Origin of the sequence: Limosilactobacillus sp., from assembly GCF_041859915.1 — a bacterium.
In the GTDB taxonomy this organism is placed as follows: domain Bacteria; phylum Bacillota; class Bacilli; order Lactobacillales; family Lactobacillaceae; genus Limosilactobacillus.
On the sequence record NZ_JBFLGB010000016.1, the window covers coordinates 1 to 17,110 of the forward strand.

General features: G+C 42.7%; 18 protein-coding genes, 1 other RNA gene and 1 other annotated feature. Of the genes, 11 read left to right on the forward strand and 8 right to left on the reverse strand.

All coding sequences use genetic code 11. The features are described from left to right. The first annotated feature begins 201 nt into the window (after nucleotides 1-201). Entirely contained in the window at nucleotides 202-759 is a 558-nt protein-coding gene (locus ACEYV4_RS03700) for a TetR/AcrR family transcriptional regulator (protein WP_373842085.1), read from the forward strand. A 46-nt stretch (nucleotides 760-805) separates the two neighbouring features. On the opposite strand, the gene ACEYV4_RS03705 is transcribed toward ACEYV4_RS03700, so the two are convergent. Both ACEYV4_RS03705 and ACEYV4_RS03710 read right to left on the reverse strand, forming a co-directional pair. Next, a complete protein-coding gene (locus ACEYV4_RS03705) occupies nucleotides 806-1,522 on the reverse strand; it encodes a carotenoid biosynthesis protein (protein WP_373842086.1) in 717 nt (238 codons plus the stop codon). Nucleotides 1,523-1,888: 366 nt separating this feature from the next. Continuing rightward, on the reverse strand, nucleotides 1,889-2,284 hold the full coding sequence (locus ACEYV4_RS03710) for an iron-sulfur cluster biosynthesis family protein (protein ID WP_373842087.1): 396 nt from the start codon (nucleotides 2,282-2,284) through the stop codon (nucleotides 1,889-1,891). Nucleotides 2,285-2,427: 143 nt separating this feature from the next. Beyond that, nucleotides 2,428-2,546: a sequence feature (ribosomal protein L10 leader region), on the forward strand. A gap of 31 nt (nucleotides 2,547-2,577) precedes the next feature. Here ACEYV4_RS03710 and rplJ point away from each other — a divergent pair. Continuing rightward, nucleotides 2,578-3,078, forward strand: coding sequence for a 50S ribosomal protein L10 (gene rplJ / locus ACEYV4_RS03715; RefSeq protein WP_373842088.1), 501 nt, complete (start codon nucleotides 2,578-2,580; stop codon nucleotides 3,076-3,078). Nucleotides 3,079-3,140: 62 nt separating this feature from the next. After that, the gene (gene rplL, locus ACEYV4_RS03720) at nucleotides 3,141-3,506 is read left to right on the forward strand and encodes a 50S ribosomal protein L7/L12 (protein ID WP_373842089.1); all 366 of its coding nucleotides are present in this window, start codon (nucleotides 3,141-3,143) and stop codon (nucleotides 3,504-3,506) included. A 131-nt stretch (nucleotides 3,507-3,637) separates the two neighbouring features. Here the strand turns inward: rplL and adhP are convergent, their stop codons facing one another. The 6 genes from adhP to nrdH form a co-directional block, all read right to left on the reverse strand. After that, nucleotides 3,638-4,663, reverse strand: a complete 1,026-nt coding sequence (gene adhP, locus ACEYV4_RS03725) for an alcohol dehydrogenase AdhP (protein ID WP_373842090.1) — start codon at nucleotides 4,661-4,663, stop codon at nucleotides 3,638-3,640. Nucleotides 4,664-4,891: 228 nt separating this feature from the next. After that, nucleotides 4,892-5,182, reverse strand: a complete 291-nt coding sequence (locus ACEYV4_RS03730) for a hypothetical protein (protein ID WP_373842091.1) — start codon at nucleotides 5,180-5,182, stop codon at nucleotides 4,892-4,894. 277 nt (nucleotides 5,183-5,459) lie between these two features. Next, on the reverse strand, nucleotides 5,460-8,093 hold the full coding sequence (gene adhE / locus ACEYV4_RS03735; RefSeq protein ID WP_373842114.1) for a bifunctional acetaldehyde-CoA/alcohol dehydrogenase: 2,634 nt from the start codon (nucleotides 8,091-8,093) through the stop codon (nucleotides 5,460-5,462). 310 nt (nucleotides 8,094-8,403) lie between these two features. Continuing rightward, the gene (gene nrdF, locus ACEYV4_RS03740) at nucleotides 8,404-9,426 is read right to left on the reverse strand and encodes a class 1b ribonucleoside-diphosphate reductase subunit beta (RefSeq protein WP_373842092.1); all 1,023 of its coding nucleotides are present in this window, start codon (nucleotides 9,424-9,426) and stop codon (nucleotides 8,404-8,406) included. 50 nt (nucleotides 9,427-9,476) lie between these two features. Beyond that, nucleotides 9,477-11,648 (reverse strand): class 1b ribonucleoside-diphosphate reductase subunit alpha, encoded by a 2,172-nt coding sequence (gene nrdE, locus ACEYV4_RS03745; protein WP_373842093.1) that lies wholly within the window; start codon nucleotides 11,646-11,648, stop codon nucleotides 9,477-9,479. A gap of 91 nt (nucleotides 11,649-11,739) precedes the next feature. After that, a complete protein-coding gene (gene nrdH, locus ACEYV4_RS03750; protein ID WP_373842094.1) occupies nucleotides 11,740-11,961 on the reverse strand; it encodes a glutaredoxin-like protein NrdH in 222 nt (73 codons plus the stop codon). A 246-nt stretch (nucleotides 11,962-12,207) separates the two neighbouring features. Here nrdH and tadA point away from each other — a divergent pair, with 246 nt between their 5' ends. The 8 genes from tadA to ACEYV4_RS03790 all read left to right on the forward strand — a co-directional run bounded on the left by tadA (nucleotide 12,208) and on the right by ACEYV4_RS03790 (nucleotide 17,105). Then, complete coding sequence (gene tadA, locus ACEYV4_RS03755) at nucleotides 12,208-12,708, forward strand: tRNA adenosine(34) deaminase TadA (protein WP_373842095.1); 501 nt, start codon at nucleotides 12,208-12,210, stop codon at nucleotides 12,706-12,708. 36 nt (nucleotides 12,709-12,744) lie between these two features. Beyond that, nucleotides 12,745-12,844: signal recognition particle sRNA small type (ffs, locus tag ACEYV4_RS03760), an RNA gene on the forward strand. 148 nt (nucleotides 12,845-12,992) lie between these two features. Continuing rightward, nucleotides 12,993-14,924 (forward strand): DNA polymerase III subunit gamma/tau, encoded by a 1,932-nt coding sequence (dnaX, locus tag ACEYV4_RS03765; RefSeq protein WP_373842096.1) that lies wholly within the window; start codon nucleotides 12,993-12,995, stop codon nucleotides 14,922-14,924. Nucleotides 14,925-14,948: 24 nt separating this feature from the next. Next, complete coding sequence (locus ACEYV4_RS03770; RefSeq protein ID WP_373842097.1) at nucleotides 14,949-15,257, forward strand: YbaB/EbfC family nucleoid-associated protein; 309 nt, start codon at nucleotides 14,949-14,951, stop codon at nucleotides 15,255-15,257. Then, on the forward strand, nucleotides 15,257-15,856 hold the full coding sequence (gene recR / locus ACEYV4_RS03775; RefSeq protein ID WP_373842098.1) for a recombination mediator RecR: 600 nt from the start codon (nucleotides 15,257-15,259) through the stop codon (nucleotides 15,854-15,856). The genes ACEYV4_RS03770 and recR overlap by 1 nt, the downstream gene beginning before the upstream one ends. Nucleotides 15,857-15,858: 2 nt before the next feature. Then, nucleotides 15,859-16,107 (forward strand): YaaL family protein, encoded by a 249-nt coding sequence (locus tag ACEYV4_RS03780; RefSeq protein ID WP_373842099.1) that lies wholly within the window; start codon nucleotides 15,859-15,861, stop codon nucleotides 16,105-16,107. A gap of 11 nt (nucleotides 16,108-16,118) precedes the next feature. Further along, nucleotides 16,119-16,772 carry a dTMP kinase gene (gene tmk / locus ACEYV4_RS03785; RefSeq protein WP_373842100.1) on the forward strand — a complete coding sequence of 218 codons (654 nt, stop codon included), beginning with the start codon at nucleotides 16,119-16,121 and terminating at the stop codon, nucleotides 16,770-16,772. 12 nt (nucleotides 16,773-16,784) lie between these two features. After that, complete coding sequence (locus tag ACEYV4_RS03790; RefSeq protein ID WP_373842101.1) at nucleotides 16,785-17,105, forward strand: cyclic-di-AMP receptor; 321 nt, start codon at nucleotides 16,785-16,787, stop codon at nucleotides 17,103-17,105. Nucleotides 17,106-17,110 lie beyond the last annotated feature (5 nt).

A 17,110-nucleotide genomic window follows, 5' to 3' on the forward strand; every position in this document is an offset into this window, starting at 1 on the left:
GATTAAAAGCCGTTGGCTAGGAACTAGCCTTGGTAAAAGAACGGAGTTCTGTAAGTTAGGTAGCGTGAATACACGTGCAAGATCCTAAATACTACTTCGTGTTCCCAGAAGCTCGGTCATTTATGACCGAGTAGTTCACAAAAGGGTAGTAAAATTAAAATTGAATCAGTTTTAAAAGTGTAGTTGAGAGGGGATGACTTAATGTTCAATCGTCAAAATGCGGGTGCTGAAAAAGCTAAGCACAGTCTTGCCTTAGCGTTGCTATCGCTGATGAAGGAGATGCCATTTGAACAAATCCGGGTAATTGATATTGCTGAACGCGCTGATTATACTCGTCAGACCTTTTATCAGCATTTTAAGTCTAAACAAGCAGTTTTAGAATATTACATTAATGATCTATATTATCAAAGCTTTCAAGAATTCGGTGGTCAAAAGGGAAGCTCATTAGCACAGTTATTTAATAAATTAGCTTTAGATTGGCAAAAGCATTCTGCGGGAATTGCAGCTATCATTAATAATGATTTAACTAATTACATGGAGCAATGTTATCCAAAGTATGTTCGCCATTTTCTTGAAAACAGTATTTGGCAGTTGAAGGAAAGCAGTCTAGAAAAGCAGGAATACATTTACCATTTTATTGCTGGTGGTCAAATCAACTTGTTGGCATGGTGGATTCATCAGGATCAACAATTAAATTCGACACAGTTAGCGATACTTTTACAAGATACCATGGTCCCATTTATTACTACTAAAAGATAAACAAAAAACGGAAAATTAGCCGATAACAGTTAATTTTCCGTTTTCTTTAATGTTGTTGTGTAAAGTACCATTTACCCCAAATCCAAAGGGCAACTAAGAATGGAATTCCAGCAAAGTAAATTGTTAGCAAACCAAGGATTCCTTTAAAATCTACAAAGATATATGGCAGGTTCATGACTCCGTACAAAATAATCGGCAGAATGCTTAAACGTTGTTTAAAACGTGTATCGAGTTCAATAATAGCTTTCTGATTGTCGTGACGGAAAAGGTATCCGTGAACCAGGAAGGTAATCAGAGCAACGGTAAACCAACCAACATAGTTGTGAAGTGGAACCCCAAAGTAAGGACCGCCGGTTGGCCAAACCCACATATGATTATGAACGGAAACAGGATCACCATTTAAATCAAACGTGGTTAAGAGAAGAGCCTCAATAATCGCTCCAAAAATAATTCGAAAATTACTATGATTGGTTGGTAATGGAGTCCTATCTAGGAATAAGTTTACCATTACCCAAATCATCATCATTGAGAAGACCCACATACAAGGGATCGCCACGGGGATGACATCAATCTTTGGACCCATAAGATGAGTAAAGTAATAAGGGCCAAAAATCAAGCCGGTATGTACCCCAAAATCTTCTAGGCACCAGGCAATTACGAGCCCCGCACCAATAAATTCAGCCGTTGGTTTTAATCCAATCAGCTTAGTATAAAGCCAGCCCATTAAGGCTAGCATAACAATTGCTCCCAACATAGCTTGCATTGTTAAAACTTCCTTTAACTTTGTTTGTTATGTACGCCGTACAGGTATTATTGTAGCAAGCATTAGGCGATAAAAAAGCCTTTTCAAAGAAGTCATACAAGATCGCTGATTTGTCAGTTTTTTAAAACTTGGATTATTAAATGCAATTATGAAGCAAGAATATTTTTGGATAGTGGGATTTACAGAAATGATGTTTTAGTTAGGAAGTCAATAACTATCTTGAATAAAAAATTAGGCAATTAAGCTCTACTTTAAGAAACTTAATTACCTAGGGAAAATATTTATTTAAATTAGAATACTTAATCTTTTAGAATTATTTTAATAATTTTTCAAACTAGTATCATGCAAAAAGATGCTGATATTATATTAACAATCATGGGTAAATTGATGCTGTGTTTGATTATGACTAGTTGGTTGAAATAGGTCGACGACTTCCATGTTTTCGGTCAGCGTTTCCTGGGGAGTAACGAGTGGCATAGTGAAGTAATGGGGATTAAAACGAACGGTCATTTGATCGGCATATTGTGCTTTTGCTTCTTCTTTATAATAAACAGCACCCAAGTTAGAAGAAATCGTGTGCGGAAAATCAGTTAATGGTTGATCTGCATTGACGATGATCAGCCGATAATTAGCGTCTAATGAGCAGTTGCCAATTTTGGAGAACGGGCCCACTCCGTCATCATAGTCTAGAATTAATTTAATTTGTGGATTAAGATAGCACTTAAGTCGTCTTACAGCACCGTCTGTAAAGGTAAGTTTCATAATGAGTCATCTCCTTATCGCTTAATTTTAATATGTAAGAATTAGGAAGTAAACATAAGCGCTTGAGAGCGGATAATAGAACTTCTATGGATAAATTAAAAATTCCTTTACAAACTTAGATAAGCGTGGTATATTATCAGAGTTGATTAAATATGACTCTGCCTAAGACTCAGGTGGCGTGATGCCTTAATGAATTGCCTGCCGAGGAAGAAATAAATTTCCTTCTCTATGTCTGCGGTCATAGGGATTTTTTTATAAATCCGATCAAAATACACTGCAGGAGGTGAAAATTTATGAGTAAAGCAGCTATTGCTAAGAAGGCTGAAGTTGTTAAGGACGTTCAAGGCCAATTAAATGACGCTCAATCAGCTATTATCGTTGATTACCGTGGACTGACCGTTGCCGAGGTTACTGAATTACGTAAGCAACTCCGTGATGCCGGTGTTAAGATGTCCGTTATTAAGAACAAGATTCTTGACCGGGCCATTGAAGGAACCGGTTATGAAGACTTGAAGAGCACTTTTGCGGGCCCAACTGCCATTGCCTTTTCAAACGACGACCCAATCGCCCCAGCTAAGATCATCAAGAAGTTCTCTGATGACCACGATGCTCTAGAAATCAAGGGTGGCTTCATCGAAAAGGAAGTTAAATCTCTTGATGAAATCAACGTTTACGCAACTATGCCAAGCCGCGACGAACTGCTGTCCATGCTGGCATCTGCACTGCAAGATCCAATGCGGAAGATTGCCCGGGCAGTCAAGGCCGTTGCCGACAAGGAAAACGAAGCCGCATAATTGCCGTATTAAGATTAAATATCAACTTAAAATCAATTACCTAAATATTGGAGGAAATAAACATGGCTTTTGATAAGGATGCTATCATTGCTTCATTAAAGGAAGCATCAATTTCTGACCTTAACGACCTTGTTAAGGCAATCGAAGATGAATTCGACGTTTCTGCTGCTGCTCCAGTTGCTGCTGCCGGTGCTGCCGGTGGTGACGCTGCCCAGAAGGACACCTACACTGTTGAACTGACTGAAGCTGGTCAGGCTAAGGTTAAGGCTATCAAGGCTGTTAAGGACGTTACTGGCGTCGGCCTGAAGGATGCTAAGGACTTAGTTGACAATGCTCCTTCAGTTATCAAGGAAGACGTTAAGGAAGACGAAGCTAACGACATCAAGGACAAGCTTGAAGCCGCTGGTGCTACTGTTACCCTTAAGTAATTTAACATTCATTAATACACTGAATGGTCGCTTGTTGGCGGCCATTTTTTGGTTTAAAAAAGGGAAAACTGCTTATTTCATTTTTAATAAGCAGTTTTCCCTTTAAATATTTAAGTGTAAAGGAATTCTAATTAATTAGCACCGTGAGTGAAGTCAACTACCATCCGGCCGACAATCTTACCGGCCTTCATTTCATCGACAATGTCGTTGATTTCACTGAGCTTCCGGGTATGAACGATTGGGTCAATGCCACCATCAGCAGCCAGTTGGAAGGCTTCCGCAAGGTCTTGACGGGTTCCAACTAATGAACCGATGATTTCAATGCCATCGAGAACAGTCTTAGAGATTGGTACGTCAATATTACCCTTTGGCAGTGAAACAGCAACTACTTTTCCACCAGCACGAACGGAAGCTAATGCTTGGTCGTAGCAAATCGGTGCCGTAGCGGTTACAATAGCCGCTTGAACACCACCAACTTTGTCTTGGATTTCCTTAGCTGGGTCAGTCTTAGAAGAATTGATTACGATATCAGCACCGACCTTCTTGGCAGATGCTAACTTATCATCATTCAGATCGATTGCGATGACATGGTTCTTAAAGACGTTCTTCGCCCATTGAACACCAAGGTTGCCTAGGCCACCAGCACCATAGATAGCAACCCATTGACCAGGACGAGCGCCACCGGTCTTCAAGGCCTTATAAGTCGTAACCCCGGCGCAGGTAACAGAAGTGGCTTTAACTGGATCAAGTTTTTCTGGAACTTTAACAGCATAATTTGCCTTAACGATGCAATATTCAGCCATTGCACCATCAACGGTGTAACCGGAATTAAGGACGTGCCGACAGAGGGCTTCGTTTCCGCTGACACAGTATTCACAGTGTCCACAGCCAGAGTAGAACCAAGCGATAGAAACCCGATCGCCAATCTTGAGTGAGGTGACACCAGGAGCAACCTTAACGACTTTACCAACACCTTCGTGTCCAGTGATTCGACCAGGAACTTTACCGAACTGACCAGAAGCAACGTGCAGGTCGGTGTGGCATAATCCACAGTATTCAACCTTGACTAAAGCTTCACCGGGCTTTAAGTCCCGCAGGTTAACATCTTTGATATCGAAGTAACCATCACAAGCATCACGTACAACAGCAGCTTTCATCAATAACATCTCCTACTATAAACAATCAAACCTACCAAAGTAAAAAGAGATAAATTAGTTAAAAACAGTTAAATATCTGATAGCTGCTTTACACCCTTAATGTAATTCGTATTTTTAAAAAATGCAAGCGCTTTCTATAAAAAACATAAATTTTTTACGCAAAATGGTATATTTAGCCGTCAATTTAGGCCAAATATACCATTAGATTAATGACTCCCTTTGTTGCCTTCAGCTAGTGGCTTGGTGCATATTATGATGAACACTGGTTGAATTCTTGTAGCCAAAATAGAACTGGAGAGCGGCTACGGCAATGTTAACCCAGTTCATAGTAATAAACCAACCGTCGATCGCACTAGCATCATGGGTAACGCCATAGTATACCCAGAAGCCAATTATAATTGCACAAACGTTAATCCAAGCGAAGGCCTTTTGCAAAACTTGATCATTGAGTTTAAACCACATCCATACTACGTTGACGACAAACCAGATGGCTAATACCCAGAATACAAAGTTGAACATAAGACACCCCTCCTTAGAATGCATTTGCTAAAGATGATCAATGACCAACTTCATTGATCACTTTCTATTATAAAGAGAACACAAATAATGGTAAGCGTTAATAAAACCAAGTTGGCCAACAAATGCATGATTTCGCAACACTGGTCACAAAATACATCAAAATTAATTAATGTCTTATTTATCAACAGAGAATATTATTTAATTTTTTCTCGGATTACCCAAGGCAAGGGTCCAAGAAAAAATAAAAAGAACCCATTTGGATTCTTTTTAAACCTACTTATTTGGTGTCTTCTACTCCAGTACCATCGTAGCAGCGTTCCAGTAGCTCCTTAAGCTGGCTAACCAGTGGTTCAACTGGGTTGGTTGTTGTGCATTGGTCTTCATAGGCCAGAACGGCTAATTGATCAACGACTTTATCAAATTGATCACGTGTAACTCCATTGTCCTTTAGGCTTAACTTAACACCACATTCATGGGCAATTTCAATGTATTTCTTAGCATAGGCTTCAGCTAATTCTTCATCGGTATTGCCATTGAGGCCAATAAAGCGGGCCAGGTCGGCATAATCTTTAGTAGCATGGTAGGTCTCGTAATGTGGCCAAAGCGCTAATTTTTGTGGTCGTTGGGCATTGAAGCGAATTACCTGAGGCATCGCGATCGCGATTAATAGTCCATGTGGCAGACCAAATGCCCCACCCATTTTGTGGGCTAGAGAATGAGTGATTCCTAGGAAGGCTTGACCGAATGCCATCCCGGCCATTGTGGAGAAATCATGCATCTTGCGACGGGCAAGCTTATTGCCACGAACAGACATCGGCAGGTATTTCATTGCGCCTTTGACAGTTTGCAAAGACCAGCCACGAGTATAATCGGTTGCCATGACGGAAACATAAGATTCGGTAGCGTGGCAGATAACATCAAGGCCGGTATAAGCCGTGGTCTTAGCTGGTACCGTTTCAACAAATTGAGAATCGACGATGGCAATGTTAGGTGTTAGGGCATAATCAGCTAATGGGTATTTAACGTGGGTCTTGGAATCGGTAATTACCGCGAATGGCGTAACTTCAGAACCAGTTCCGGAGGTCGTTGGAATAGCAATTAATTGTGATTTAACGGGCTTCTTGATTTGATAAGCTCGTTTACGAATATCGAGATATTTCTGCATCACCCCATACCAGGATGTTTCAGGGTACTCATAAAACATCCACATTGCTTTGGCGGCGTCCATTGGCGAACCACCACCGAGTGCAATAATTGTGTCTGGCTTAAAGTCATTCATTAAGGCCACACCCTTTTCAACCGTGTGTGTTGAAGGATCCTCTTCGACGTCATCAAAGACCAGGTAGGCCGTTCGATTTTGACGAAGTCGCAGTTGATCAATAACGCGTTGGACGTAACCCCGTTTACTCATTCCTGGTCCCGTGACGATGAAGGCCCGTTTAATGTTGGGAATATCGCGCAATTCTTTTAATGAGTTCCGTTGAAAGTAAACTTTTGGGGGAATCTTAACCCATTGACGATTTTCGCGTCGTTTAGCGATAACTTTGATGTTTAAGAGATCCCAGTCGGTAACGTTATGGGAAATGGAATTGCCACCATAGGAACCAGTCCCTAAGGTCAATGATGGGGTCATATTATTGTAGATATTACCGATCCCACCGATCCCGGATGGGGAGTTAACGATGATTCGGGAAGCACGCATTTCTAGTCCGTACTTAGTTGCCAGGTCTTCGTCTAAGGTGTGGATGGCAGCAGTATGACCTTCACCGCCATAATGCAGAAGTTGACGGCAAATATCGAAGGCGTTTTCCCGTGAAGTAGCTCGGTACATAGTTAATACTGGTGATAATTTTTCAGCCGACAAAGGATATTTATCACCGACACCCTTGTATTCGGCAATCAGTACTTTAGTGTTAGCAGGAACGTTCTTTAGACCACACATTTTAGCAATAGCGTTGGCAGATCGACCAGCGATTGGCTCCCGAACTTGGTGACGTTGCGGGTCGATAAAGCCATCGGTAAAAGTCTTGATTTCGTTAGGCTTGATGAAGTAGCAATTCCATTTTTTGAATTCGGCCTTGACCTGGTCATAGATTTCATCATCAACCACAACGGAATTTTCAGAAGCACAAATCATACCATTGTCAAAGGTCTTGGATAGGACAATGTCATAGATTGATCGGGCAATATTAGCCGATTTTTCAATATAAGCCGGACCGTTACCTGGCCCTACACCGAGCGCCGGGTTACCGGAACTGTAAGCGGCCTTTACCATCGCCGGACCACCGGTTGCGAGAATAGTCGCGGTGTGTGGATGCTGAATTAAAGCTGTAGTTGCTTCAATACTGCATTCGGGAATCCATTGAATCATGTTCTTAGGAGCACCAGCCTTTTCCGCTGCTGCCTGAAGAATTTGAGCAGTTTTAATAGAAGACTTTAGTGCTTGGGGGTGAAAGGAGAAGATGATTGTATTCCGGGTCTTAGCGGAAATAATGGATTTAAAAATGGTGGTTGAGGTTGGGTTGGTAACCGGGACAATCCCGGCAATAACGCCAAGCGGGTCAGCAATGGTAATTGTTTGATCTTCATCATTATCCTCAATAATACCAACTGTCTTGTCGTGACGAATATTATTCCAGATATATTCACTAGCATAAATATTTTTGATTGCTTTATCTTCGGCAACCCCACGTCCAGTTTCGTTGGCCGCATCTACAGCCAAGTCCATATGGTGCTCTTCGGCTGCTAGGGCCATTGCTTGACAAATTTTATCAACTTGCTCTTGCGAATAGTAACGTAGTTTTTCGAAGGCAGCGAGGCTCTTGTCCATTAGGTCGTTAATCATTGCTTGTGCTTGTTGCTGCTTGCTCATTTTGCTTTTAACAGTTTGCTTCTTTGTAGTCGCCATAATATATTCTCCTTGAATTAGCATTGCTTGTTATCTTTTGAACATGGCTTATCATAATATAATGGTTCGTGAATTACAAGCATTTTGTTATACACTGAGCAATGGTTTAAAACGTGTATTCGCTTTCATTACAGTCCTGATAATGCTGACAATAGCAAGGGAAAGATTGGTATAAATTAGGATTGCCTGGATTGAATAAAACTGATTATATGCACTAGCTGATCAGCCTTTCACATTTAAAACAAAATAAATTCCGTTAATCCTTGGAGAAGGAAAAACGGAATTTACTTTATTGTTTAACAACGTTTATTAATTAGTCACGGGAATTCTTGTCCTTGCCGGCGTTGGGATCCTTAACGTTGTAATCACTATCTTTCATCGCTTCAACGGCTCCCAGCCGATACCCATTACCAACTTGGCTGAAGAAATCATGGTTGGAAGTGGAAGTTGAAATTCCGTTCATAACCACCGGGTTAACGTCGGCAGCGGTGTCTGGGAAAAGTGGATCTTGACCGAGGTTCATCAGGGCTTTGTTGGCGTTGTAGCGAATAAAGGTCAAAACATCATTGGTCCAACCGACCTGATCATATAGCAGGTGGGTGTATTTTTCTTCGTTGTTGTAGAGCTCGTAAAGAAAGTTGTACATCCAGTCCTTCATATCCTGCTGCTGCTTTTCAGTTCGGTCATGCATGCCAACTTGGAATTTGTAGCCAATATAGGTTCCGTGGACAGACTCATCTCGCAAAATCAACTTGATGATTTCCGCGACGTTATTTAATTTGTTGTGTCCAAGGTAATAAAGCGGGGTATAGAAGCCAGAATAGAAAAGAAAAGTTTCGAGGAAGACGTTGGCAACTTTCTTCTTCAAGGGGTCCTCGGCGGGGTCAAGATACATGTTAGCAATCTTGACCGCTTTGTTTTGCAGGTATTCCTCGGAATCGGACCACTTAAAAATTTCTTCGATTTCATCTGGAGTATTTAGTGTTGAAAAAATCGTAGAATAACTTTTGGCATGGACGGATTCCATGAACTGAATGTTATTCAGGACGGCGGTCTCATGCTGGGTCTTAACATCTTGCTTCAGAGCGGTTAAGCCGGCTTCAGACTGGACCGTATCCAACAGGGTTAAGCCACCGAAGACGTGACTGACGGTCCAACGGTGGTCATCATCAAGTTCTCGCCAATCATCGAGGTCGTTAGAAACTGGAATTCGGGTATCTAACCAGAATTGTTCGGTTAGTTTCTCCCAGGTAGCTTTATCGATCATGTCCGAAACTTCATTCCAGTTAATCGCTTTGTACTTTTTAAGTGGCTTGAATTCCTTTTCAAGATTCATTGTTTTTTCTCCTTTGTTGATAATCAGAGCTTTTAGAGCATGTTAACAAATCAAATTACGCAGCTTTCACATTGGTTGGCACCAATTTCGTCCTTATCGTCGGTAAAGGTCCGAACGTAATAAATGGATTTAATGCCTTTCTTAAAAGCGTAGTGCCGTAAAATGTTAAGGTCCCGAGTAGTCATCTTGTTGGTTCGGCCATTTTTCCATTCGTAAAGCCCGGTTGGAATAGTAGAACGCATGAAGATTGTTAAGGACATCGATTGGTCAACGTGTTGTTGGGCAGCAGCGTAAGTATCGATTACCCGTCGCATATCAATGTCATAGGCGGATTGATAATACGGCAGAGTGTCATTGGACAGGTATGGTGCTGGGTAGTAGATCTTACCAATCATTTTTTCTTGTCGTTCTTCAATTCGGTTAACGATTGGGGTGATGCTGGCCGTTGAGTCATTAATATAGGCTGTTGAGCCGTTGGGTGCGACTGCCATTCGGTAGGCATTGTAGAGGCCATCCTTTTCAACCTGGTCACGGAGCTTTTTCCAATCTTCAATTCCAGGGATGAAGATTCCCTTGAAGAGCTTTTTGACAATGTCAGATTGAGGCCCCCAATCCTTAGTAACGTATTTTTCAAAGTAAGAGCCATCGGCATAGGTACTCTTATCAAAGTGGTAGAAAGTTTCGTGTCGTTCCCGGGCAATTTCATTGGAGGCCACCAGGGACCAATAGTTTAGTAGCATGAAGTAGACGCTGGTAAATTCGATGGCCACCGGACTGCCGTATTGAATATGGTGCTTGGCAAGGTAACCGTGGAGACCCATGGCACCGAGACCGATTGAATGATAAAGGGCGTTGCCATGTTCAATCGTTGGAACGACATCGATGTGTTCAGCATCACTAATGCGGGTGAGCCCCCGAACCATTGCTCGAATGCTATGGCCAAAATCAGGGCTTTCCATCATATTAGCAATGTTAGTGGATCCAAGATTGCAAGAAACGTCAGAGCCAAGTTTTGTGTAGGATTGGTCGTTATTAACCCGGGCCGGAATTTGAACCTGAGCAATTTCGGAACAGAGGTTGCTGATGACGATCTTACCGTCGATTGGGTTAGCCCGGTTGACGGTATCAATGTTGATAATGTAAGGATAACCGGATTCTTGTTGCAGCTTACTGATCTCGTCTTCAAGTTCTCGGGCGTTGATCTTCTTCTTATGAATCTTATCGTTAGCTACCATTTTGTCATATTCCTTGGTGATGTCGACGTAAGAGAAAGGCTTACCATAGACTCGTTCTACATCATAAGGACTAAAGAGGTACATATCTTTATTCTTTTCAACCAGTTCATAGAATTTATCTGGTACCGTAACTCCTAAGGAAAGGGTCTTGACCCGAATTTTTTCATCAGCGTTTTCCTTCTTAGCGCCAAGAAATTCGATGATGTCAGGATGAAAAACACTAAGGTAAACAACCCCGGCACCCTGGCGTTGGCCTAACTGGTTGGAGTAGGAAAAGCTGTCTTCTAAGAGCTTCATGACCGGTACTACCCCACTGGCAGCATCCTTGATCCCCTTAATAGGAGCCCCGGCCTCACGCAGGTTGGAAAGATTAATTCCGACTCCGCCACCAATTTTGGAGAGTTGAAGGGCAGAATTAATTGTTCGTCCAATCGTATTCATGTCGTCGGTCGTCTGAATGACAAAGCAGGAAACAAATTCACCACGACGTTTACGGCCGACATTCAGAAAAGTTGGTGTGGCTGGTTGATAACGCTGATGAATAATTTCATCGGCAAGGTCCATCGCTAGGTCTTCGTTCCCGTCTGCCAAATAAAGTGCATTCATTGCCACCCGGTCAATGTAGTTCTCCAAGTAGTATTCCTTATCGTTAGTACGCAAAGCATATTGGGCGTAGAATTTGTAAGCAGCCATAAAGGAATGAAAATGAAAGTGTTGGTCCTTCAAGTAAGCGTAGAGTTTTTCAATAAAGGCTGGACTGTACTTTTTCATGAAGCCCCGTTCAATATAATCATTATCTTCCAACCAAGTAAAACGTTCCTTTAGTGAAGAGAAGTGTTTGGTGTTAGGCTGAACATTTTCCTTGATGAAGTCTTGAAGGGCTTCTTGATCCTTTTCCAATTGAATTTGACCGTTGCGGGGAATATTGACTTCGTTATTGAGGTCGTAATACTTTACCTTTGTTAGGTCAATATCAGATAATGCCATGTCAATTACTCGCTTTCTTACTTTTCTTAGAATTTAGGCAATAAATTAAGCCAGGGAGAAAGAAATTCTACCTGGCTTGTCAAAACTGGCGTTAAGCCAACTGTTGGAGACGATCTGGGCGAAAACCAGAAAAAGCCTGGCCGTCAGGAAGCTTAACGACTGGGGTGGCCATGAAGCCTTCCGCCTTGAGCTGAGAAATATATTGTGGTTGCTTATCAATATTGTGTTCTACGAATTTAATCTGGTGTTGGGTAAGAAACTTTTTTGTCATTTTGCATTGAATACAGTTATTTTTAGAAAAAACAGTAACCATGTTGGTCGCTCCTTGTTGTGCTTAGTTGATGTTATCTAGTATAGCGAGAAATAAGGAAAAATCAATTGAAAAAATGCCAGATATTGTGATTCAATTTTAGTGAAACACGATATCTGGTAGTAATGACGGGAAATTGAAATTGTGAAACTTTTTTGACGAATTGAATTGCTTAATTACTGGATAAGATCCAGAGGCTTATTATACACTAGAAATGGTGAAAATGTTTGAGATTTGGAGAAAAATTTTATGGAAGAACAGCAAATTCATCAACATTATATGCGAGCAGCTATTCGTGAGGCTCATCAAGCTGAATTGCTCGGTGAAGTTCCAATTGGAGCAGTGGTCGTCCATCACGGTCAGATCATTGGTCGAGGACACAATATGCGAGAAAAATTTCAAGATGCTACTTACCATGCAGAAATACTGGCAATTATGGAAGCCTGTACAACTCTGGGGAGCTGGCGCTTAGAGGATTGTGATCTGTATGTGACGCTGGAGCCTTGTATCATGTGCAGCGGCGCAATTATTAACGCCCGACTTAAGAACCTGTACTATGGGGCTCAAGATCCCAAAGCCGGGGCAGTCGATAGCCTGTACCATTTATTAGGTGACCAACGGCTAAACCACCAGGTTAATGTACACAGTGGTTTGCTAGGAGACGAATGTGGTCAATTGCTGAGGAATTTTTTCCGCGCCATTCGGAAACGCCGTAAGGCCGCTCGTAAAAAACGGCGGGCAAAGGGCTAGCAATTTAGTGCAAAGTAGTGTAACATTGTATTTGCCGTAAGGCCTTAGAGCAAGGTTGCGCTTACGAACCGTGTCAGGTCCGGAAGGAAGCAGCACTAAGTATGAAGCAGCTTGTGCTCTAAGTTGACGAGATAATGAACTAGGCCCGTAGATAAGGAAAACTTATCGCGGGCCTATTTAATTTTCAATTAAGGTTTGACTTATTTTCGAAACAGATTACCCCATTCATTTGAAAAAACTTGTATAATATTTAATAGCATTTGATTTGAGAAAGGAGGGCTAGCGTGAGTTACCAGGCACTATACCGGGTTTGGCGTCCGCAACGGTTTGATGAATTAGTTGGTCAACAGGTTGTGACCCAAACACTAAAGAATGCCATTATTACTAACCAGATTAGCCATGCCTATCTTTTTGCAGGTCCGCGTGGTACTGGGAAAACCTCGGCGGCCAAGATCTTTGCTAAAGCGGTCAATTGTCATCATTCCAAGGATGGTGAACCTTGCAATCACTGTGAGATTTGCAAGGCAATTACCAAGGGACAACTGAACGACGTAATCGAAATTGATGCGGCCTCTAACAATGGGGTTGAAGAAATCCGTGATATTCGTGATAAGGCTAAGTATGCACCAACCCAGGCCGACTATAAGGTTTACATTATCGATGAAGTCCACATGTTATCAACGGGGGCCTTTAATGCCCTATTGAAAACTTTGGAAGAGCCACCGGCCAATGTTATCTTTATCCTAGCGACGACGGAGCCGCAAAAGATCCCATTGACAATTATTTCCCGGGTTCAACGGTTTGATTTCCGCCGAATTTCTGCTCAGGATGCCTTTAATCGAATGAAGTATATCCTTGATCAGAAAAAGGTTACTTATGAGGAAAAGGCTTTATGGGTAATTGCTAACGCGGCCGAAGGAGGGATGCGAGATGCCCTCAGTATTCTTGACCAGGTTTTGTCCTTTAGTGACAATCACGTCAAACTTGATGACGCACTCTTGGTCACCGGTAGTGTTACCAAACAGTTACTTAAAAAGTACTTCCTAGAAGTGGCTCATCAGCAGAGCGCGGATGCCCTTGCTACTATGCAGAAGATTCTTGGTGAAGGCAAAGATGGCCAGCGCTTCATTGAAGATATGATTTCCTTTATTCGGGATATCCTATTATATCAGGAATCACCCAAATTGATTATGGTTGCTAGCACCGGCTTAAAGGATGAAGACTTTCAGGAATTAAGCAAAGCGGTTAGTTCAACAATCCTTTATCAGATGATTGACGAGTTAAACGATATTCAAGAGGAAATGCGATTCACAACTCATCCTGATGTCTACTTGGAAGTTCTGACGGTGAAACTTTGTCAAATTAAGGATAGACAACCGGTAACCAATGAATCCCAAGCTGTGGACCGCCAACCAATGACCCAACCAAATACATCGGCTGACCAAACAATTCAACATCTACAGTCAGAGGTTCAAAAGCTCCAGCAAGCCGTTAAACAGTTAACAGCTCAGGCGGGTCAACGAGTTAACAATAAGCCTAGTAAGCCCCGGGTTCAGCAACGTAATGTTCGAGTTAACCTCAACCAAGTTTATCCGGTATTGGGTGCCGCAACGCGTAAAGACCTGACTACTATTCAAAACCTTTGGGGTGACATGCTTAACCACTTGACCGTTCCCCAACGATCACTGTTGCACATTTCAAAGCCGGTAGCGGCTAGTGATAATGGTGTTATCGTTGCCTTTGATTATGCTTTCTTGTTTAAGGAAGCAACAACCGATGAAAATTTAATTACGGCAATGGAACAAGCTTTGCAACAATTGGCAGGCACTGAGTACCAAGTGGTCTTTGTGCCCAAGAACAAATGGCCTCGAATTCGGGCAACCTATATTAAGGAACATGGCCTTGATAAGCGGGTTACTCACCGTCAAAGTACTAAACAACCAACGGCCAATTCAACGCCGGCCCGTCACCAAGCTAAATCAATAGGGCCTAAATCAGCGGCTGATACTGTTTCACCAGCTGGTCAAGCCTCGACTCAGGATACGGCTCCTTTGCCAGAGGAACCACCGTTGCCAGAAGAGCCACCGCTACCAAATGATGATAAGGTTGATGGAAAATCTGGTCAGGATACCAAGCCTGCTAGTCAGTCTACCAACCCCGTTGCAACTGCCAAGCGTTTATTTGGCGATGATATTGTTAAAGTTGAAGACAACTAATGTAAAGTAAAGGATGATTTAATTATGATGCGCGGAATGAACATGCAACAAATGATGAAACAAGCTAAGGCCATGCAGAAGAAAATGATGGCTGAACACAAAGAACTTTCCAAGCAAGAATTTGTTGGTAAGGCTCCTGATGACATGGTGACGGCCACTTTCACCGGGGATAATAAACTAGTTGACCTTCAGATTAAGAAGGAAGCCGTTGACCCTGATGATATTGACATGCTTCAGGATCTGGTAGTGGCAGCCGTTAATGATGGTATTACTAAGGTTAATGAGGCCACACAGAAGACCCTGGGCAAATACACTCGGGGGATGGGAATGTAATGCAATATCCAGAACCACTTGCCAAACTGATCGAGAGCTACACTAAGTTGCCAGGAATTGGCCAAAAAACCGCCACCCGGTTAGCCTTTTACACATTAGGAATGGATGATGATGATGTCACTGACTTTGCTAAATCGCTTCTGTCAGCCAAGCGTGACCTTCACCCTTGTAGTATTTGCGGTAACATTACCGAAGATGATCCGTGCCCGATCTGTCGAGATAAGACCCGGGACCGGTCTAAGATCTTGGTAGTTGAACAGTCTCAAGATATTATGGCACTGGAACGGATGCATGAATACCATGGCCTTTATCATGTTCTTCAAGGAGTTATTTCTCCGGTGGCTGGAACTGGCCCGGAGGATATTAACATTACAAGCCTTCTGAAACGCCTCAAGAAGAGTGATGAGGTTAAGGAAGTCATTATTGCTACCAACGCTTCATCTGATGGTGAATTGACGGCAGGTTATTTGGCTAAATTGATTAAGCCAGCGGGAATTAAAGTTACCCGTTTAGCTCACGGCCTGTCGGTGGGAGCCGATATTGATTATGCTGACGAGATGACCCTCTTTAAGGCGGTTCAAGGACGAACGGAGATGTAAGTATGTTATTTAAGCATACTAAACATGCAGTTGAACGAGAACGCAATGAACATCTGTTAGCAACGATCTATTCGGTTAAAGCCAGTTGGGACCATGCTCGAGAGACGGAACGGGCGGTTTATGAAGCTAACATTAATACTGAGCTTCACGACCGGGCCCACTTGCAGGAGCAGAAGTACCTGTACTTGTATCGCCTGGCGCGTAAATATCATGTCCATGGCCAACTTAACCAGGGTGTAGTTAGTCGTTAGGAGGCAATTGAATGAAGGGTAAATTTATTTCCTTTGAAGGCTCTGACGGTGCTGGGAAGACCAGTGTTCTAAAGGCAATTCGTGCGGACCTAGAAAAACAGCTGGGTACCTCCAAAGTGATGTATACCCGAGAACCGGGTGGTGACCGAATTTCTGAACAAATTCGTCGGGTTCTCGTTGATCGTCAAAACACCGATATGGATTCTCGAACCGAGGCGTTGCTTTTTGCGGCTTCTCGACGGCAGCATGTGGTGGAAGATCTTAGGCCTGCGTTAGCGGCTGGCAAGGTAATTTTATGTGATCGCTATGTTGATAGTTCAATTGCCTACCAGGGAGCAGGTCGGCGGTTAGGTGAACAGGCGGTCTGGCAGATCAACCGGTTTGCTATTGATGGCTTGTTGCCGGAATTGACGATCTATTTGGACATTCCAACAGAATTAGGCTTACGACGGATTGCAACCCACCGGGCCGATCAGATTAACCGTTTGGACCAAGAACAACTGGCTTTTTACCAGGCCGTTCGTCATTCTTATTTGCGCCTGCAAAAGGCTGACCCCCAGCGGATCAAAAAAATTGATGCTAGCCAATCCCTTGATCAGGTAGTGAGTGATGTTAAAATCGCTATCCATACCAAGTTTCCTGAATTGTTTACTGACGAATTCTGAGAGGTGATTACCATGAAGATGCTTGTCGTAATTGTCCAATCCAAGGACAGTAACCGCCTGCGCAAGGCTTTGACCGCCGCTAATATTCGAATGACCCAGCTTTCCACAACAGGAGGCTTTTTGCGTGAAGGAAATGCCACCTTTCTGATTGGGGTCGAGGATGCTCGTGTTCAAGACGTGCTGGACGTGATTAAGAAAAATGCTAAATCGCGTGAACAATACCTATCGTCCCAAATGCATGATGTCGAGGGTGGCTCGGCCTTTCCAGTTAATGTTCGGGTCGGTGGTGCGACAGTCTTTGTCCTACCAGTTGACCGATTTATTAAGTTCTAAGTGAG